The organism is Hyphomonadaceae bacterium ML37 (assembly GCA_027627685.1).
Classification (GTDB): domain Bacteria; phylum Pseudomonadota; class Alphaproteobacteria; order Caulobacterales; family Maricaulaceae; genus Oceanicaulis.
The window spans coordinates 873,112-888,655 of the sequence record CP091241.1; the positions used below are offsets into that span (position 1 = coordinate 873,112).

The 15,544-nt window shown below is 66.3% G+C and carries 17 protein-coding genes; 6 read left to right on the forward strand and 11 right to left on the reverse strand.

What is annotated here, in order from left to right:
* Positions 1-36: 36 nt before the first annotated feature.
* From L2D01_04330 to L2D01_04345, 4 genes are all read right to left on the reverse strand, one after another.
* Positions 37-354 carry a DUF86 domain-containing protein gene (locus tag L2D01_04330; GenBank protein WBQ11013.1) on the reverse strand — a complete coding sequence of 106 codons (318 nt, stop codon included), beginning with the start codon at positions 352-354 and terminating at the stop codon, positions 37-39.
* A 26-nt stretch (positions 355-380) separates the two neighbouring features.
* Complete coding sequence (locus L2D01_04335) at positions 381-677, reverse strand: nucleotidyltransferase family protein (GenBank protein ID WBQ11014.1); 297 nt, start codon at positions 675-677, stop codon at positions 381-383.
* Positions 678-707: 30 nt separating this feature from the next.
* Complete coding sequence (locus tag L2D01_04340; protein ID WBQ11015.1) at positions 708-2,315, reverse strand: methylcrotonoyl-CoA carboxylase; 1,608 nt, start codon at positions 2,313-2,315, stop codon at positions 708-710.
* A gap of 93 nt (positions 2,316-2,408) precedes the next feature.
* A complete protein-coding gene (locus L2D01_04345; GenBank protein ID WBQ11016.1) occupies positions 2,409-3,308 on the reverse strand; it encodes a LysR family transcriptional regulator in 900 nt (299 codons plus the stop codon).
* Positions 3,309-3,408: 100 nt separating this feature from the next.
* On the opposite strand from L2D01_04345, the gene L2D01_04350 reads away from it, so the two are divergent.
* On the forward strand, positions 3,409-4,284 hold the full coding sequence (locus L2D01_04350; GenBank protein ID WBQ11017.1) for a hypothetical protein: 876 nt from the start codon (positions 3,409-3,411) through the stop codon (positions 4,282-4,284).
* 184 nt (positions 4,285-4,468) lie between these two features.
* Here L2D01_04350 and scpB read toward each other — a convergent pair whose 3' ends face one another.
* From scpB to L2D01_04375, 5 genes are all read right to left on the reverse strand, one after another.
* On the reverse strand, positions 4,469-5,251 hold the full coding sequence (scpB, locus tag L2D01_04355; GenBank protein WBQ11018.1) for an SMC-Scp complex subunit ScpB: 783 nt from the start codon (positions 5,249-5,251) through the stop codon (positions 4,469-4,471).
* A complete protein-coding gene (locus tag L2D01_04360) occupies positions 5,248-6,078 on the reverse strand; it encodes a segregation/condensation protein A (GenBank protein WBQ11019.1) in 831 nt (276 codons plus the stop codon). Before L2D01_04360 ends, scpB begins: the two co-directional genes overlap by 4 nt.
* Entirely contained in the window at positions 6,075-7,106 is a 1,032-nt protein-coding gene (gene nagZ, locus L2D01_04365) for a beta-N-acetylhexosaminidase (protein WBQ11020.1), read from the reverse strand. The genes L2D01_04360 and nagZ overlap by 4 nt, the downstream gene beginning before the upstream one ends.
* Positions 7,103-7,912, reverse strand: coding sequence for an SPOR domain-containing protein (locus tag L2D01_04370; protein WBQ11021.1), 810 nt, complete (start codon positions 7,910-7,912; stop codon positions 7,103-7,105). The genes nagZ and L2D01_04370 overlap by 4 nt, the downstream gene beginning before the upstream one ends.
* Before the next feature lie 129 nt (positions 7,913-8,041).
* On the reverse strand, positions 8,042-8,359 hold the full coding sequence (locus L2D01_04375) for a DUF1476 domain-containing protein (GenBank protein WBQ11022.1): 318 nt from the start codon (positions 8,357-8,359) through the stop codon (positions 8,042-8,044).
* A gap of 175 nt (positions 8,360-8,534) precedes the next feature.
* Between L2D01_04375 and L2D01_04380 the strand changes: the two genes are divergently transcribed.
* Positions 8,535-10,055, forward strand: a complete 1,521-nt coding sequence (locus L2D01_04380; protein WBQ11023.1) for a tyrosinase family protein — start codon at positions 8,535-8,537, stop codon at positions 10,053-10,055.
* A 127-nt stretch (positions 10,056-10,182) separates the two neighbouring features.
* Here L2D01_04380 and L2D01_04385 read toward each other — a convergent pair whose 3' ends face one another.
* Positions 10,183-10,350 (reverse strand): hypothetical protein, encoded by a 168-nt coding sequence (locus L2D01_04385; protein WBQ11024.1) that lies wholly within the window; start codon positions 10,348-10,350, stop codon positions 10,183-10,185.
* Positions 10,351-10,683: 333 nt separating this feature from the next.
* Between L2D01_04385 and L2D01_04390 the strand changes: the two genes are divergently transcribed.
* The 3 genes from L2D01_04390 to ettA all read left to right on the forward strand — a co-directional run bounded on the left by L2D01_04390 (position 10,684) and on the right by ettA (position 13,534).
* Entirely contained in the window at positions 10,684-11,439 is a 756-nt protein-coding gene (locus L2D01_04390; protein WBQ11025.1) for a phosphoribosylaminoimidazolesuccinocarboxamide synthase, read from the forward strand.
* Positions 11,436-11,678 carry a phosphoribosylformylglycinamidine synthase subunit PurS gene (gene purS, locus L2D01_04395; GenBank protein WBQ11026.1) on the forward strand — a complete coding sequence of 81 codons (243 nt, stop codon included), beginning with the start codon at positions 11,436-11,438 and terminating at the stop codon, positions 11,676-11,678. Before L2D01_04390 ends, purS begins: the two co-directional genes overlap by 4 nt.
* A 191-nt stretch (positions 11,679-11,869) precedes the next feature.
* The gene (gene ettA, locus L2D01_04400; GenBank protein WBQ11027.1) at positions 11,870-13,534 is read left to right on the forward strand and encodes an energy-dependent translational throttle protein EttA; all 1,665 of its coding nucleotides are present in this window, start codon (positions 11,870-11,872) and stop codon (positions 13,532-13,534) included.
* 170 nt (positions 13,535-13,704) lie between these two features.
* On the opposite strand, the gene L2D01_04405 is transcribed toward ettA, so the two are convergent.
* Complete coding sequence (locus tag L2D01_04405; protein ID WBQ11028.1) at positions 13,705-14,448, reverse strand: VacJ family lipoprotein; 744 nt, start codon at positions 14,446-14,448, stop codon at positions 13,705-13,707.
* 202 nt (positions 14,449-14,650) lie between these two features.
* Here L2D01_04405 and metF point away from each other — a divergent pair, with 202 nt between their 5' ends.
* Positions 14,651-15,541 carry a methylenetetrahydrofolate reductase [NAD(P)H] gene (metF, locus tag L2D01_04410; protein WBQ11029.1) on the forward strand — a complete coding sequence of 297 codons (891 nt, stop codon included), beginning with the start codon at positions 14,651-14,653 and terminating at the stop codon, positions 15,539-15,541.
* Positions 15,542-15,544: the final 3 nt, after the last annotated feature.

Here is a 15,544-nt window from a genome sequence, read left to right on the forward strand (position 1 = left end):
AAGGATCGGGCCGGTGTGAGACCTGAATGCCTGAGATCAGTCGCCGGGGAGAGCGCCGTCAAGCGCCCTTTCGAGTGACGCGATAAGTCCGGGAAGATCATCCTGAGCTGTCGCTTCGACAATTGAGATTTTGATGCGGTTGTATCCGTGAATGAGGCGGTGGCGCATCGCGATCGCTTGCTGGAACGCGATGTCCGGAAACTGCGCCTGAGTCTCGACCGGCACTGAATTGGCCGCTTCGCCGATGATTTCGAGGCGCCGCTGGAGGGCGAGCATGCGAACGTCGTCGCTTCGTTGTGCAGGGTGGCTTGGCCCAGCCGCAATCTCCACTGCCTTGCGGGCATAATGGAGCATGTCCTCCAGCAGGGGCCGCACCCGCTTCATACCGCTACAAGTTCGCGCTCGATATCGTCTTTCAGGGCCGGGTGAAGGCAGTCGCGCGGCACCGTGTCGACGCGCAGGCCAAGCCTTTCCACCAGGAGGGCGTCCATGTCAGCCAGCCGGAACAGGCTCGGCACGGTCTCGAAGTCCACCACAATGTCGAGATCGTTGTCTGCCCTGTGGTCGCCGCGCACTCGCGAACCGAAAACAGCCATCGCCGAAACGCCAAAACGCTCGCGCAATTCAGGCTTCAAGGCCCGCAGACGATCCAGCAGTTCAGTGTCAAGCGCGCTCATGCGCCCAATATAGCATCGCCTGGCGCGCCCCTACATCCTGAACACGCCAAACCGCGTCGGCTCAATCGGCGCATTGAGCGCCGCTGAGAGCGCCAGCGCCAGCACGCGGCGGCTGTCGGCGGGGGCGATGACGCCGTCATCCCACAGGCGGGCGGTGGAGTAATAGGGCGAGCCCTCGGCTTCATAGGTCTCACGGATCGGGGCCTTGAAGGCGGCTTCTTCCTCCGCGCTCCAGCTCTGGCCGCGCAGCTCCATCCCGTCGCGCTTGACCGTGGCGAGCACGCTGGCGGCCTGTTCGCCGCCCATCACCGAGATGCGGGCATTGGGCCACATGAACAAAAAGCGCGGGCCGAAGGCGCGCCCGCACATGCCGTAATTGCCCGCCCCGTATGAGCCGCCGATCACCAGGGTGATCTTGGGCACGCGCGCGCAGGACACGGCGGTGACCAGCTTGGCGCCATCCTTGGCGATGCCGCCGGCCTCATATTTGGAGCCGACCATGAAGCCGGTGATGTTCTGGAGGAAGATGAGCGGGATGCCGCGCTGGCAGCACAGCTCGATGAAATGGGCGCCTTTCAGCGCGCTTTCGCTGAACAGCACGCCATTATTGGCGATGATGCCCACCGGCATGCCGTGCAGGCGGGCGAACCCGGTGACCAGCGTCTCGCCATAGAGCTTCTTGAACTCGTCAAACTCCGAGCCGTCCACCAGGCGCGCGATCACCTCGCGCACATCATAGGGCGTGCGCACATCCGCCGGGATCACGCCCTCCAGCGTCGCCGGATCGAGCAGAGGCGGGCGCGGCTCGGTGATGTCCAGCGCGGGGCGCTTGGTGGTGTTGAGCCCGGCCACGATGCGCCGGGCGATCTGCAGGGCGTGGTCATCATCGGCGGCGTAATGGTCCACCACGCCGGACTGGCGCGCATGCACATCCGCGCCGCCCAGATCCTCGGCCGAGATCACCTCGCCGGTAGCCGCCTTCACCAGCGGCGGACCGCCCAGGAAGATCGTGCCCTGATTACGCACGATGATGGATTCATCGCTCATCGCCGGCACATAGGCGCCCCCGGCGGTGCACGATCCCATCACCACGGCGATCTGTGGAATACCTTCAGCCGACAGATTGGCCTGATTATAGAAAATGCGCCCGAAATGGTCGCGGTCAGGGAAAACTTCGGCCTGGTGGGGCAGGTTGGCTCCACCGGAATCGACCAGATACACGCACGGCAAACGGTTCTCGCGCGCGATCTCCTGAGCGCGCAGATGCTTCTTCACCGTCATGGGATAGTAGGTGCCGCCCTTCACCGTGGCGTCATTGCACACGATCATCACCTCGCGGCCCGACACCCGGCCAATGCCGGTGATCATGCCCGCCCCGTGCACATCGCCCTCATACAGGCCATTGGCCGCCAGCGGCGACAGCTCCAGAAACGCCGAGCCGGGATCGAGCAGGCGCTGCACCCTGTCGCGCGAGAGCAGCTTGCCGCGTTTGAGGTGCTTCTCACGCGCGGCCTCAGACCCGCCGAGCGCCGCCGTATCGGTCTTGTCCTTCAGCTGTGCGACCAGCGCGCTCATGGCTGCGGCATTGGCCTCAAAGACCGGCGCATCGGGATCAAGCTGTGTGGGCAGAACAGGCATGGCGGCTCCAGAGCATCTGGCCGTAAAAGGCGTGCGGTCTGATTAGCCCGCCCGGGCGAGGGGAGGCAATGGCGCGGCGCGTCTTGCACGCGCTCATTTGGCGATAGCGCGCGCCAATCCATCGGCCAGCGCGTCCCACACCCGCCTGATGCGCGGCGTGTGTCGCATGGCGCCATGGGCGGTCAGCCAGACCGGCAGGGCAGGCAGGTCCAAGTCCAGCACGATCTCCTCCAGGTCCGGGTCGCGCCGCCCGGCGCTGGCCTGCACAAACCCGATCCCGCATCCGGCCCGCACCAGCGCGATATAGACGGCGTTGTCGTCGCAGCGCACAGCGAACTGATCGCGCGTGACCGGCATCCCCGCCGCCGCGAAGCCGTCGAGGATCAGCGGGCTGGCGTCATAGCCGACCAGATCGTGGATCAGAAGGTCTTCGGGCGCGCGGGGACGGCCACGCCGGGCGAGATAACCAGGCGATGCGAAGATCGATATCCCGGCATCGCCGATATGGCGCGCCACCAGCTCCTGCTGCACCGGGCGGTACATGCGCACGGCGATATCGGCTTCGCGAAACAGAAGATTGGAGGTCGCGTCGCTGGGGACGAGCTCGATCTGGATGCGCGGCTCGGCCCGGCGAAGATCGGCGATGATGGCGGGCAGGTGCAGCATCGACATGGCCGCGCTGGCTGTGATGCGCACCACGCCTTCCAGGCGCTGCTCACGCCCGGCCGCAGTCAGGGCGGCGGTCTCCGCCCCCTTGCGCATGGCCTGCACCGGTTCCAGCAAGGCCGCGCCGGTATCGGTCAACGCCATGCCGCGCGCCTGCCGGTGGAACAGCGCCGCGCCCATCTCGGCCTCCAGCGCGCGCACCTGGCGTCCGATGGTGGGCTGGCTGGCGTTGAGCTTGCGCGCCGCCGCCGACAGGCTGCCGGTTTCGGCCACCGCCAGAAACGCCTGCAGCCGCGACCAGTCGAGAGAGGCGAGCACCTGAGCCATTCATAAATGAATATCACATCTCGATTTTCAGGCAATGTCGCGCCGTCGGTGAATAGGCTTCAATGCGTCCATCAGCCATCACGCAGAAAAGGCGCACGACATGACCGGAACCGTTCTCATTCTCGGAGCCAATGGCAAGATCGGCGCCCATAGCGCAGCCGCCTTCAGCCGCGCCGGCTGGACCGTGCGCCGCTATACGCGCGGCGAGGACATGACAGAGGCGGCGCGGGGCGCCGACGTGATCGTCAACGGGCTGAACCCGCCGGACTATCACGACTGGGCGCGCCAGATCCCGGCGATCACGGCGCAGGTGATCGCCGCGGCCCGCGCCAGCGGGGCGTCGGTGATCGTGCCGGGCAATGTCTATCCATTCGCCATGCGCGGCGGGATCTGGTCCGAACTGACCCCGCACCGGCCCGCCACGCGCAAGGGCCGTGTCCGCGCCCAGATGGAGGCGGCGTACCGCGAGAGCGGCGTCCAGACCATCGTGTTGCGGGCGGGCTCATTCATAGACCCGGACGGTCAGGGCGATGCGATGTCGCGCCTGCATCTGCGCGACATTGCAAAGGGGCGCATCACTGCGTTCGGCCCGGCGGACGTGTTCCACGCGTTCTGCTATCTGCCTGACTGGGCGGAGGCGGTTGTGCGCCTCGCCGAAATGCGCGGCCAGCTTGACCGCTTTGAGGACATACCCTTCCCCGGCCATGCCTTCACAATCAACGACCTGCAGGACGCGCTGGAGGCCGAGCTGGGCCGGCCCCTGAAGGTGTCAGCCTTTCCCTGGGCGCTGCTGGCGGTGGCGCGGCCGTTCTGGGCGCTTGGCCGGGAGCTGTATGAGCTGCGCGCGCTCTGGCGCACCCCGCACATGCTGGACGGGACGCGCTTCAACGCATTGCTGCCCGATTTCACACCCACCCCGCTGCGCACGGTGCTAGTTGCGGGGGTGAGGCGCGGCGAGGTCTTCGCAACGATCTGAATGTAGAAGAGCACGAGAACGCGCGCCTTTTCATCTCCCCCCGCTTGCGGGGGGAGTGGCCCGAAGGGCCGAGGGGGGGGAGCGGCGGAACGATCATCTGCAATCGTTGCAGAGGTGGCATTCCCCTCTCCGTCAGCTTCGCTGACACCTCCCCCGCAAGCGGGGGAGGACAAGTAGGCGCCCCCTAATCCTCCCCCTCCTCCACATCGAGGAAGTCGACGTGGAAGCTGGCGGCTTCGTCTTCGGAGAAGAGGTCTTCGTCCTCGCCGGGCAGAATGCGGCCGGGTTCCGGGATCATGAAATCCGGCGGCAGGCGGCTGGAGAGGAGGCCGGCGGCCTTGAGGTCGCTGACGCCGGGCAGATCACCCAAAGAGGCCAGGCCGAAATAATCCAGGAAGGCGTCGGTGACGCCATAGGTCACCGGCCGGCCCGGGCTGCGCCGGCGGCCGCGCAGGCGGATCCATTTCATCTCCAGAAGCTGGTCCAGCGTGCCGCGCGATACCGCGACGCCGCGGATATCCTCGATCTCGGCGCGGGTGACCGGCTGGTGATAGGCGATGATGGACAGGGTCTCGAGCGCAGCTTGAGAGAGCTTGCGCGGCTCCTCGCGCTCGGTGCGCAGAAGAAAGGCGAGGTCCGGAGCGGTCTGGAAGCGCCAGCGCCCGGCGACCTCCACAAGCTGAATGCCGGCATTGGCATACTTGGCTGTCAGCGCCGCGATCACAGCGCGCACATCGGCGCCGGCGGGCAGGCGGGCGGTCAGCGTTTCGAGGTCCAGCGGCTCCACCGCGGCGAACAGCAGGGCTTCAGCCATGCGCATCAGCCGGGCGTCATTATCCACGGCCAGGCGCACGCCCGGCGGACCGGCATCGCCGCCGGGGCGGGTCTCCGCTTCACTGCGCAGCGCCTTGATCGCTTCGGTGACCGGGTCGCGGTCAGGCCGCGCGCCTTGCGTGTCATCGCTCATGCGCTGTCCTCTCGGGTGGCGTCATTGCGGTCGTCACGGTGAGCCGGACGCATCCAGAGCGGCGCGTATACGCCGTCCTGGCGCAGGTCCGCCTCACCGTCCTTGGTGATCTCCAGCGCGGCGAGCAGGCTGGAGGCGGTGATGCTGGCACCCGATGGCGCGTCCTCGTCCAGACCGGCGGGCAGCAGCGCGTCAAACCGCTCCCAGCCCGTCAGGCGGCGCAGCACGCCGGTCAGCCGCTTGCGCGCCTGTTCCAGCGAGTACACGCGCGGCGCTTCAGGCTGATAGGTGGCGAACGCGCCGCGCTCCCGGCGCAGGGCGTAGGCTTTGAGGAGGTCGTAGAGCTCGGCTTCATACAGCGGCGTGCGTATGGAGCGCACGCCGGCAGGCTGACCACACGGGAACACATCACGGCGCAGAAGCGCGCGGGCATACAGGGCGCCGGACGCCGCGCGCATCGCTTCCAGCCGGGCCAGGCGGAACGCCAGCGCCGCGGCGAGCTCTTCGGGCTCCGGCCCGTCTTCTTCCGGGCGGGGCTTGGGCAGGAGCAGGCGCGATTTGAGGTAGGCGAGCCACGAGGCCATCACCAGATACTCGGCCGCCAGATCCAGCCGGCGCAGCCGCGCCGCGTTGACGAAGGCGAGATACTGGTCGGCGAGCTCCAGAATGGAGATGGCGTTGAGGTCGATCTTGTTCTTGCGCGCCAGCGCCAGCAGCACGTGCAGCGGACCTTCCCAGCCGCCGATATCGAGCACCAGCGCCTCGCCCTCGTCGGCCTCGCGGGCGGCCTCGAAATCGTCGGCTGTATCGTCAAACAGCGAGGTCATGGCGCCTCCAGCCCCGCCTCTTCAAACAGGCGCGCCAGCGCCTCCAGCCCCGCGCGCGGATCAAACCCCTCCGGCGCCTTGCGCGCCGCCAGCGCCGCGTCGGCGCGCTTCAGCGCGGCGCGATCAAGGCGCGGCGTCGCGTTCGCGATCTCCATCATCTCGGCCATGTCGCCATTGCAATGAATGACCATGTCGCAGCCTGCACCCAGCGCCCGCCGGGTGCGCTCGCTCAGCGATCCCGCCAGCGCTTTCATGGACAGATCATCGCTCATCAACAGGCCGTCAAACCCGATATCGCCGCGAATAATGCGGGCGATCACTTCAGACGAACACGTGGCGCAGTCATCGGCGTCGATCGCGCGGTAGACCACATGGGCGGTCATCGCCATCAGCGCACCCCTGATGGCGCGGAAGGCGGCGAAATCCGTGGCCGCCAGTGTTTCCTCGTCCGTATCCACAATCGGCAGGTCGTGATGACTGTCGACGCCAGCCCGGCCATGACCGGGCAGATGCTTGATCACGCCCAGCACGCCCTGATGGAGAAGGCCTTCCAGCGCGGCGGTCGACATGGCGGCGACGGTGTGCGGGTTGCTGTGCAGCGCCCGGTCGCCAATCACATCATGGGCGCCCTTGACCCGGATATCGGCGCAGGGCGCGTAGTCGGCGTCGATGCCGAGGGCGTATAGCTCATGGGCGATGAGCTGGTGATTGATCCGCACCGCCTCCAGCGCCAGTTCCGGCTCGCGGTCCCACAATTGGCCGAAGCGCTCCGCCGGCGGCGCATTGCGCCAGTTGGGCGCGCGCAGGCGCTGCACCCGTCCGCCTTCCTGATCCACAAAGACCGGCACATCGCGGCCCATCGCGTCGCGCAGGCTGTCGGTCAGCGCGCGCACTTGGCGCGGCCGATCCACATTGCGGGCGAACAGGATGAACCCCCAGGGATCGCAATCGCGAAAGAAGGCTTTCTCGTCCTTGCCGAGCTTTTCGCCCGCCAGGGCGAAGGCCACCGCCGCAGGCGCGCCACTCATCGGCGCGCCACCAGGCAGGACTGGCCGCGCGCGTCCAGCGTGGCGCAATAGGCCGCCGCGTCTTCGCGGGTCTCGAACCCAGCTACGCGCAGGCGGTGGAACACGCCGCGATCACCCAGATCGGCGCGCTGGATGTCCGGCGCGCGGCCCGAGGTCAGGTCGCCGTAGCGCGAGGCGAAGGCCAGCCAGCCGGCTTCGGCCTCTTCCAGCGCGCGATAGGCGCCGATCTGCACGACGAAGGCTCCCGAGGCCGTGGCGGGGGCAGGGGTCGCCGCGCGCAGCTCCACCTGCGCTTCGGCGCGGGCGGGTGTCTGCGGTTCAGGTTCGGGGGCGGGCTGCGCGGCGGGCTCCGGCGCGGGCTGAGCCGGCTCATCCATAGCGTCAGTGTCGGCGGCCTCCACCTGCAAGGGCGGCAGGCGTTCGGGCCGCGCCACGGGCTCCTCGGCGCCGGGGCGCGGCGCAGCGGGCTGCGCATCGGCATCGGCCTCACCGTCTTCCCGGTCGCCTTCGCGGGCGCGCAGCTCGAACGCTGTGAGGTCCTGATGGGGCGTTTCAAACCCGCCCGGCTCGTCCGGCGCCACACGGTAGGGCTGAGGATCGGCCATGATCAGCGGGCTCTCGTCGCGCTCGCGCATGCCCAGCTGGAACGCGTTCCAGACCACCGCCATGAACAGAGCGAACACCACCACCGCCGCCAGCAGCACCAGCCAGCCGCGCCGGTCCTGTTCGGCCTCGCGCGCGTCAAAGGTCTCGAAATCATCAGGCGGGGGCGCGTACGGCCCGCCGCCGGGGCTGTTTGGGCTCATGGGCGTTCCCGGGGCTTTCCCTTGGCGATGACGGCCGCGTGATTCGCGTTCTGCCGCCTGTCACTCACCATAACAAGACGGGACGGCGCGCGCGCCCCCCTGACGCCGCAGGCGCGCCGCAGCCCGCTATCAACTGCGCAGCTGGATGCGCGCCTCGTCCATCAGCTGGTCCATTCGGGTGCGGATCACGTGCTCGGAATGGCCCACGCCCTTGGCCTCGAAGTCGGCGAGGAGCTTGCGCATCACGTCGGCGTCGCCCGGTTCTTCCAGGTCGGCTTTCACGACCTCGGCCGCATAGGCGTCCGCGTCATCGCCGCTCAGGCCCATCTCCGCCGCCGCCCACAGGCCCAGCAGCTTGTTGCGGCGCGCCTGGGCCCGGAACTCGGAGGTCTGATCGTTGGCGAACTTGTTTTCAAAGCCTTTTTCGCGGTCGTCAAAGCTGGACATCGAAAGCTCTCTTCCGGTTTGGGGAGGGGCGGATCATCGCAGGGTCAATCGTTATCGCGCACCCCGCGCGGAATCAATCGCGCCGGGTGCGGGTCGGCGCTTCAACAATGCGACTCGCGCTTAAATCGCAGTTGTGATAATCTTCGCGTTATCAGGTCCGGTCATGGGGGTTGACATGCATGTCACCAAACGCGGCTTTCTGACGTCCGGCGCAGTCGCCTCCATGGCGCTCGCCACCGGGTGCAAGGGCTCTCCGTTCTGGCAGAATGTCTGCCAGCCCCGCGTGCGCCGCAATATCTATGATCTTCTGCAGGAGGACGCAAACCACCCCGTGGTCGCGACCTACCGCGCCGGGGTCCAGGCCATGAAGGCGCTGCCGGCGTCAAACGCGGCCAGCTGGACCTATCAGGCCAATATTCACGGTACAACCACACCGCAATCCCAGTGGCCCGCCGGCGCGCCCTGGGCGACCTGTCCGCACGGAAACATGTTCTTCATCGCCTGGCACCGGCTTTATGTCTGGCACTTCGAGAAAATCATCAGTGACCTCACCGGGGAGCCGGATTTCGCCCTGCCTTACTGGAATTACACCGACCCGGCCCAGCGCGTGATGCCGCAGCCCTTCCGGGATGCGGGGTCGCCCCTCTTTCAGGCGGGCCGCAATGTCAATAACGGCGCAGCGCTGAGCGCGGCGGCGACAAGCATCGCCAACGCCATGTCGCGGGACCAGTATCTTGGCGCGGGGCAGTTCCAGAGCACGATGGAAGGCACGCCCCATGGCGCAGTGCATGTCGCCATCGGCGGCGTCATGGGCAGCGTGCCGACGGCGGCCAATGACCCTGTCTTCTGGATGCATCATTGCAATATTGACCGCCTGCAGGAGTTCTGGCTGCAGGCCAGCGCCGCCCACAATCTGTCGACGGCGACGTCCAATCCCGCCTGGACCAACGCGGTATTCCGGTTTGCGGAGCCGGACGGGACGATCGTGGAAAGGACGCCGGTCGCCACATTGTCGACCGCGATTCAGCTCAATTACGTGTATGATGAAGGCTTGCCCCAACTGGAGTCTTTGTGCCGCGCCATGGAAGTTCCCCTCGAACCCAGAGTTCTCGCAGCGGCGGAGCAGGCTGAAGACCGCCTGGCCGAGGCCGTCACGCAGGCGCGCGCGTTTGGCGTGCGGGGCATTGCGCTCGACGAGCGCCCCGTTGTGGACGTGCCCGTGGGCCGCGATGCGTCGGCGCTGATGTCGCAAATGGGCGGAGAGGCGCGCTATTTCCTGGTGATTGACGGCCTGAGCGCCCGCACCAATCCGGGGGTGCTGTACGCGGTCCATATCGGCGCCGACGGACCGGTGGGCGAGGTCGATCCCGAAGACCCGCGCCTGGCCGGCGTCATTTCCTTCTTCGGGCGCACCGATGAGGATCATGGCCCGGATGGGACGGGGGGCCACCCGGCGCCGCTGCTCATCGACATCTCGGCGGCGCTGGAAGCGCGCCAGCTGCATGCCTCCATCGCCGAGACGGGCACAATCCGGGTGAGTTTCACGCCTTTCTCCGGCGTGGTGGAGACCCGCGGCGCGCCGGCCCCGAGGCCGGCGACAGGCTCGCAGCCTTTCATCGCCAATATGAGCGTCGTCGCCGCTGATCGCACGGGCGCGGGCGGCGCTGTGGAGTTCAGGCGCCGCGATCCGGATTGACGGACCGGCCGCCGGACCGCATTCGAACCGGGAGCCTGCACCTCGCGCCTGAGCGCGGACATCGCCCCGATCCCCGCCCCAAGGACATCGCCGCAAGGGAGAGAGTCCCCCTTGCGGCGATCACTTCCTAGTGGTGGTGGTGGCAGAGTGACGGAATCAGCCAGCACAGAATTCCATCAGGATCCTCGCCGTTCGCCATCGGCGACTGCGCCCCGTTGGCGCCGCCAAAGCCTGCAAATTGCGCCTGCAGAGCAAATACGAACGCCACGATCAGGGCGGTGATGAATTTGGTCATTCTGTCCTCCTGTTTCATTGAATGGGCGCGTCATACGCGCATGCGCCGGGTTAACGGCAATGCCATTTTAGAGTGCGCCGAGTGCATGTAAAGGAATGATCGAATGAATTAAGAAATCCTTTAGGTAGCGATGGTTTGCGTTGGCGCCTGCCGCGCGCAGCTCCGGCGCTGGCGCAGCCGCCCGCCCGCCATCTTGCGGCGGCGCGCCATTCCAGAGTATGATCATTCCCTCAAAACGGCCCGTGCATGACGGGCCGTTTCTCGTTTGCCGCAGGCCGGCCCGGCGTCCCGCCACGCCTGCTTGCGGCCTCCAGCGGAGTTGCGCCCTCACCCATGTCCCGCCGCAAGAAACTCTACGAAGGCAAGGCCAAAATCCTTTATGAGGGGCCCGAGCCCGGTACGCTGGTCCAGCATTTCAAGGACGACGCCACCGCGTTCAACAACAAGAAAAAGGCCGTGCTGGAGGGCAAGGGCGTCCTCAATAACCGGATCTCCGAGCACATCATGGAGAATCTCAACCGGATCGGCGTGCCCACCCATTTCATCCGCCGGCTCAACATGCGCGAACAGCTGGTGCGAGAAGTGGAGATCATTCCGCTGGAAGTGGTGGTACGCAATGTTGCCGCCGGCTCGATCTCAACGCGCTTCGGCCTGCCCGAGGGCGAGCCGCTGCCGCGCACGATTGTCGAGTTCTATTACAAGGATGACGCGCTCAACGACCCTCTGGTCAGCGAGGAGCATATCGCCGCGTTCAACTGGGCCAGCCCCCAGGACATTGACGACATGATCGCGCTGGCCCTGCGGGTGAATGATTATCTGTCGGGCCTGTTTACCGGCGCCAGCATCCGCCTGGTGGATTTCAAGCTGGAGTTCGGGCGCATCTATGACCAGAACGACATGCCGCGCATCATTCTGGCCGACGAGATCAGCCCGGACAGCTGCCGCCTGTGGGACATGACCACCGGCGAGAAAATGGACAAGGACCGGTTCCGGCGCGATATGGGCAATGTCACCGAGGCCTATGCCGAGGTGGCGCGCAGGCTGGGAATCATGAAGGAAAGCGCAAACGGCGACGAGGCGAACTCATGAAAGCGCGTGTGCATGTCTATCTCAAGCCCGGCGTCCTGGACCCTCAAGGCCAGGCCGTGGCGACCTCTTTGAAGCATCTCGGCTTTGACGAGGTGTCCGCCGCCCGCCAGGGCAAGCTGATCGAGATCGATCTCAACACCGCCGACGCCGAGGAAGCGCAAAAGCGAGTCGCCGACATGTGCGACAAGCTCCTCGCCAACCCGGTCATCGAAACCTACGACATCGAACTGAGCGCGTAGGGGGGCGTCTCCCCCCTCCGTCCCGGATCAAGTCCGGGACACCTCCCCCGCAAGCGGGGGAGGAAAAGGGGGCGCGTGGCCGAGTCATTCACCCCCAGCCGTCCGCCCCGATTGCGCGGCCTGCCGCCGATCCGGTATAGGCTGGCGCGACCCTTCTTTCCGGCTCGTCATATAAAGGAGCGCCCCCGCTCATGGCCGCGTATCAGTACGTCTACCACATGGACAAGCTGTCCAAGACCTATCCGGGCGGCAAGCCTGTGTTCACCGGCATTTCGCTGCACTTCCTGCCCGACGCCAAGATCGGCGTGGTGGGCACGAACGGGTCGGGCAAGTCGACGCTTTTGCGCATCATGGCCGGCCAGGACACCGATTTCGCCGGCGAGGCCTGGGCGGAAAAGGGCGTGCGCGTGGGCTATCTGGCCCAGGAGCCCAGGCTCGACGAAGCCAAGACGGTCTGGGAAAACGTCATCGAGGGCTCCGAAGACAAGCGCATTTTCGACGCCTACAACGCCATCGCCATGCGGCTCGCCGAGGAGTATTCCGACGAGCTGATGGAAGAGATGAACGCCCTTCAGGAACAGGTGGACGCGCGCGACGCCTGGGACGTGGATTCCAAGATCGAGATGGCCATGGAGGCCCTGCGCTGCCCGCCGGGCGAGGCGCAGGTGACCAATCTGTCCGGCGGCGAACGCCGGCGCGTGGCGATCTGTCAGCTGCTTCTGTCCAAGCCCGACATGTTGCTGCTGGACGAACCGACCAACCACCTGGACGCCGAGAGCGTGGCCTGGCTCCAGCACCATCTGGAAAACTATCCCGGCGCCGTGCTGATCGTCACCCACGACCGTTACTTCCTGGACGCCATCACCACCTGGACCCTTGAACTCGATCGCGGTCAGGGCGTGCCGTATGAGGGCGGCTATACCCGCTGGCTGGAGCAGAAATCCAAGCGCCTGGCGCAAGAGTCGCGCGAGGAAAGCGCCAAGCAGCGCGCCCTCAGCCGCGAGCTGGAATGGATCCGGGCCAGCCCGAAAGCCCGTCAGGCCAAATCCAAGGCGCGTATCAAATCCTATGAGGAAATGCGCGACCAGGCTGATCGCGACAAGATCTCGACAGCCATCATCCGCATCCCGCCGGGCCCGCGCCTCGGCGGCAATGTGGTGGCGTTTGAGAACGTCTCCAAAGGCTTTGAAGACAAGCTGCTGATCCAGGACCTGACCTTCAAGCTGCCCCCGGGCGGCGTGGTCGGCGTGATCGGTCCCAACGGCGCGGGCAAGACCACGCTGTTCAAGATGATCATCGGCGAGGAGACGCCCGATACCGGCTCTGTCACGCTGGGTGAGACGGTGAAGCTGGGCTATGTCAATCAGAGCCGTGACGCCCTCGATCCGAAGAAGAATGTCTGGGAAGAGATTTCCGGCGGCAATGACATGCTCGATCTCGGCGGCCGCGAAGTGCCCAGCCGCGCCTATGTGGGCGCCTTCAACTTCAAGGGCGGCGACCAGCAGAAAAAAGTCGGCGTGCTGTCGGGCGGTGAACGCAACCGGGTGCATCTGGCCAAAATGCTCAAAGAGGGCGGCAATCTTCTGCTGCTCGACGAACCGACCAACGACCTCGATGTGGAGACGCTGTCGGCGCTGGAATCAGCGCTGGAGGATTTCCCCGGCTGCGCCGTGGTCATCTCCCACGACCGCTTCTTCCTCGACCGCATCGCCACCCACATCCTGGCCTTCGAAGGCGACAGCCATGTGGAATGGTTCGAAGGCGCCTTCTCCGACTATCTCGAAGACAAGAAGCGGCGCCTGGGCACCGACTCGCTGGTTCCGAGCCGCGTGAAGTTCCAGAAGTTCGGACGCTAGGGGGCTTCAGGGGGGCTGCGGGTGGTCATCGCCATCAGCCCTCCCGGCCTGCCGTCCGGGCAACGGAAGGCATCGGCCGGACTTGGGCGCCGGCGCGGCGTGTGAGCAATCGGACCAGTTTACGGACCGGCTGCGCCGCCGGGTGAAGCAGTGCGGGGTGTGAGTGACCCCTAATCCCGCCCGGCCCGGGCCGCCTCGATCGACTCGCGCCGTTGCGCCAGCCAGATGCCGCGCAGCATGACATAGGGGTCCTGCGCCGTTCCGGCTTCGCTATCAGCCTCGCTCTCGCGCGCCATTTGCTGGAACGTGTCTTCCAGCTCAAGGCGAATCTCGCCCACACGCAAGACCCGCTCGGTCCAGCGTATGGCGTCATCGGGCTCGTTGGCGCTCCAGTTGAACGGGTGGGCGTAGCGGTCGGCGACGCGGCCCCCGGTGTCGCGCAGGGTGGATGGTCCCAGGAAGGGCAGCATGAGATACGGGCCTTCGCCCACGCCCCAGACGGCGAGGGTCTCGCCGAAATCGGCGTCGTGACGCGGGACGCCCTCGCGGCCGGCCACATCGAACAGCCCGCCCAGACCCACGGTCGTGTTGGCGGCGAAGCGGAAGGCGCTGTCGGCGGCGGGGCCTGGCTGGCCCTGCAGGATCAGATTGGCGAACACCACGGGTTCGCGCAGGTTTCGCAGCACATTTCCGATTCCGGCGCGCACAAAGCCTGGCGTGTAGTCGCCATAGGCGCGGGCCGCCGGGCCGACCAGAGCGCGGTCCGTCACCACATTGAAGCCCAGCATGGCGCGGTTGACCGGCTCGAACGGGTCGTTGGCGTGGCCGGGCGCGCCATCGGGCGTGCCGGCGCAGGCGGACAGGCTCACGGCGGCGGCGAGGGCGAACGTCAAAGCAGGCAGTGCGGGGCGCATGGCGTCTCCGGTTGAAGGGGTCGCGGGCGGACAAACAGTCGCAGGCGGACATGGAGCATATCGCAGGTGGGTCAAGGCCGCGCTGATGCAGCGCATATTCACCGTCTTGTGCACGGCGCGCCCGTTGAACACGAGCGGATAATCGCATAAAGATATCTTTATATCGTCCGGCATGCGCCGGGGAGTCTGACCGGAGCCGATCATGTCTCAAGGGGATGTTGCAAATTCAGGCGCGCCGCGCGTCTCGTTCGAGTTCTTCCCGCCGAAGACCGAGGATATGGAGACGCGGCTGTGGGAATCGATCCGCAGGCTGGCGCCGCTGGGCCCTGCCTTCGTGTCGGTGACCTATGGCGCGGGCGGCTCGACCCGCGAGCGCACCCACCGCACGGTCAAGCGCATCGTGGACGAGACCAGCCTGCTGCCGGCCGCGCACCTGACCTGCGTCAGCGCCACCAAAACCGAAATCAACGAGGTCATCCAGAGTTACTGGGACGCGGGCGTGCGCCATATCGTGTCGCTGCGCGGCGACCCGCCCGAGGGCATTGGCGAGCGTTATACGCCCCATCCGGGCGGCTATGAAAACGCGGCGGACCTGAGCGCGGGCATCCGCGCCATCGGCGATTTCGAGATTTCCGTGGGCTGCTATCCGGAAAAACACCCTGAAAGCGCCAGCCTGCAGGCCGATATCGATCATTTGAAGCGCAAGATCGACAATGGCGCGACGCGCGCGATCAGCCAGTTCTTCTTCGATGCCGATGTGTTCCTGCGTTATGTCGACACGGTGCGCGCGGCGGGGATCACCATCCCGATTGTGCCGGGCATTATGCTGCAGCCCAACTTCAAGGGCCTGAAACGCATGGCCAAGCTGTGCGGCGCCTCGATCCCTCAGCGATTGGACACGGTGTTCGACGGCATGGATGAGGACGAGAAGACCCGCGAACTGGTCACCGCCCATATCGCCGCCGATCTGTGCAATGCGCTGAAAGCGGGCGGCGTCGACCAGTTCCACTTCTACACGCTCAACCGCGCCGAGCTGGCGCTGGCGACCTGCGCGCTCCTGGGCGTCAAACCCGAACCGGCTGAGGCGGCCTGACAC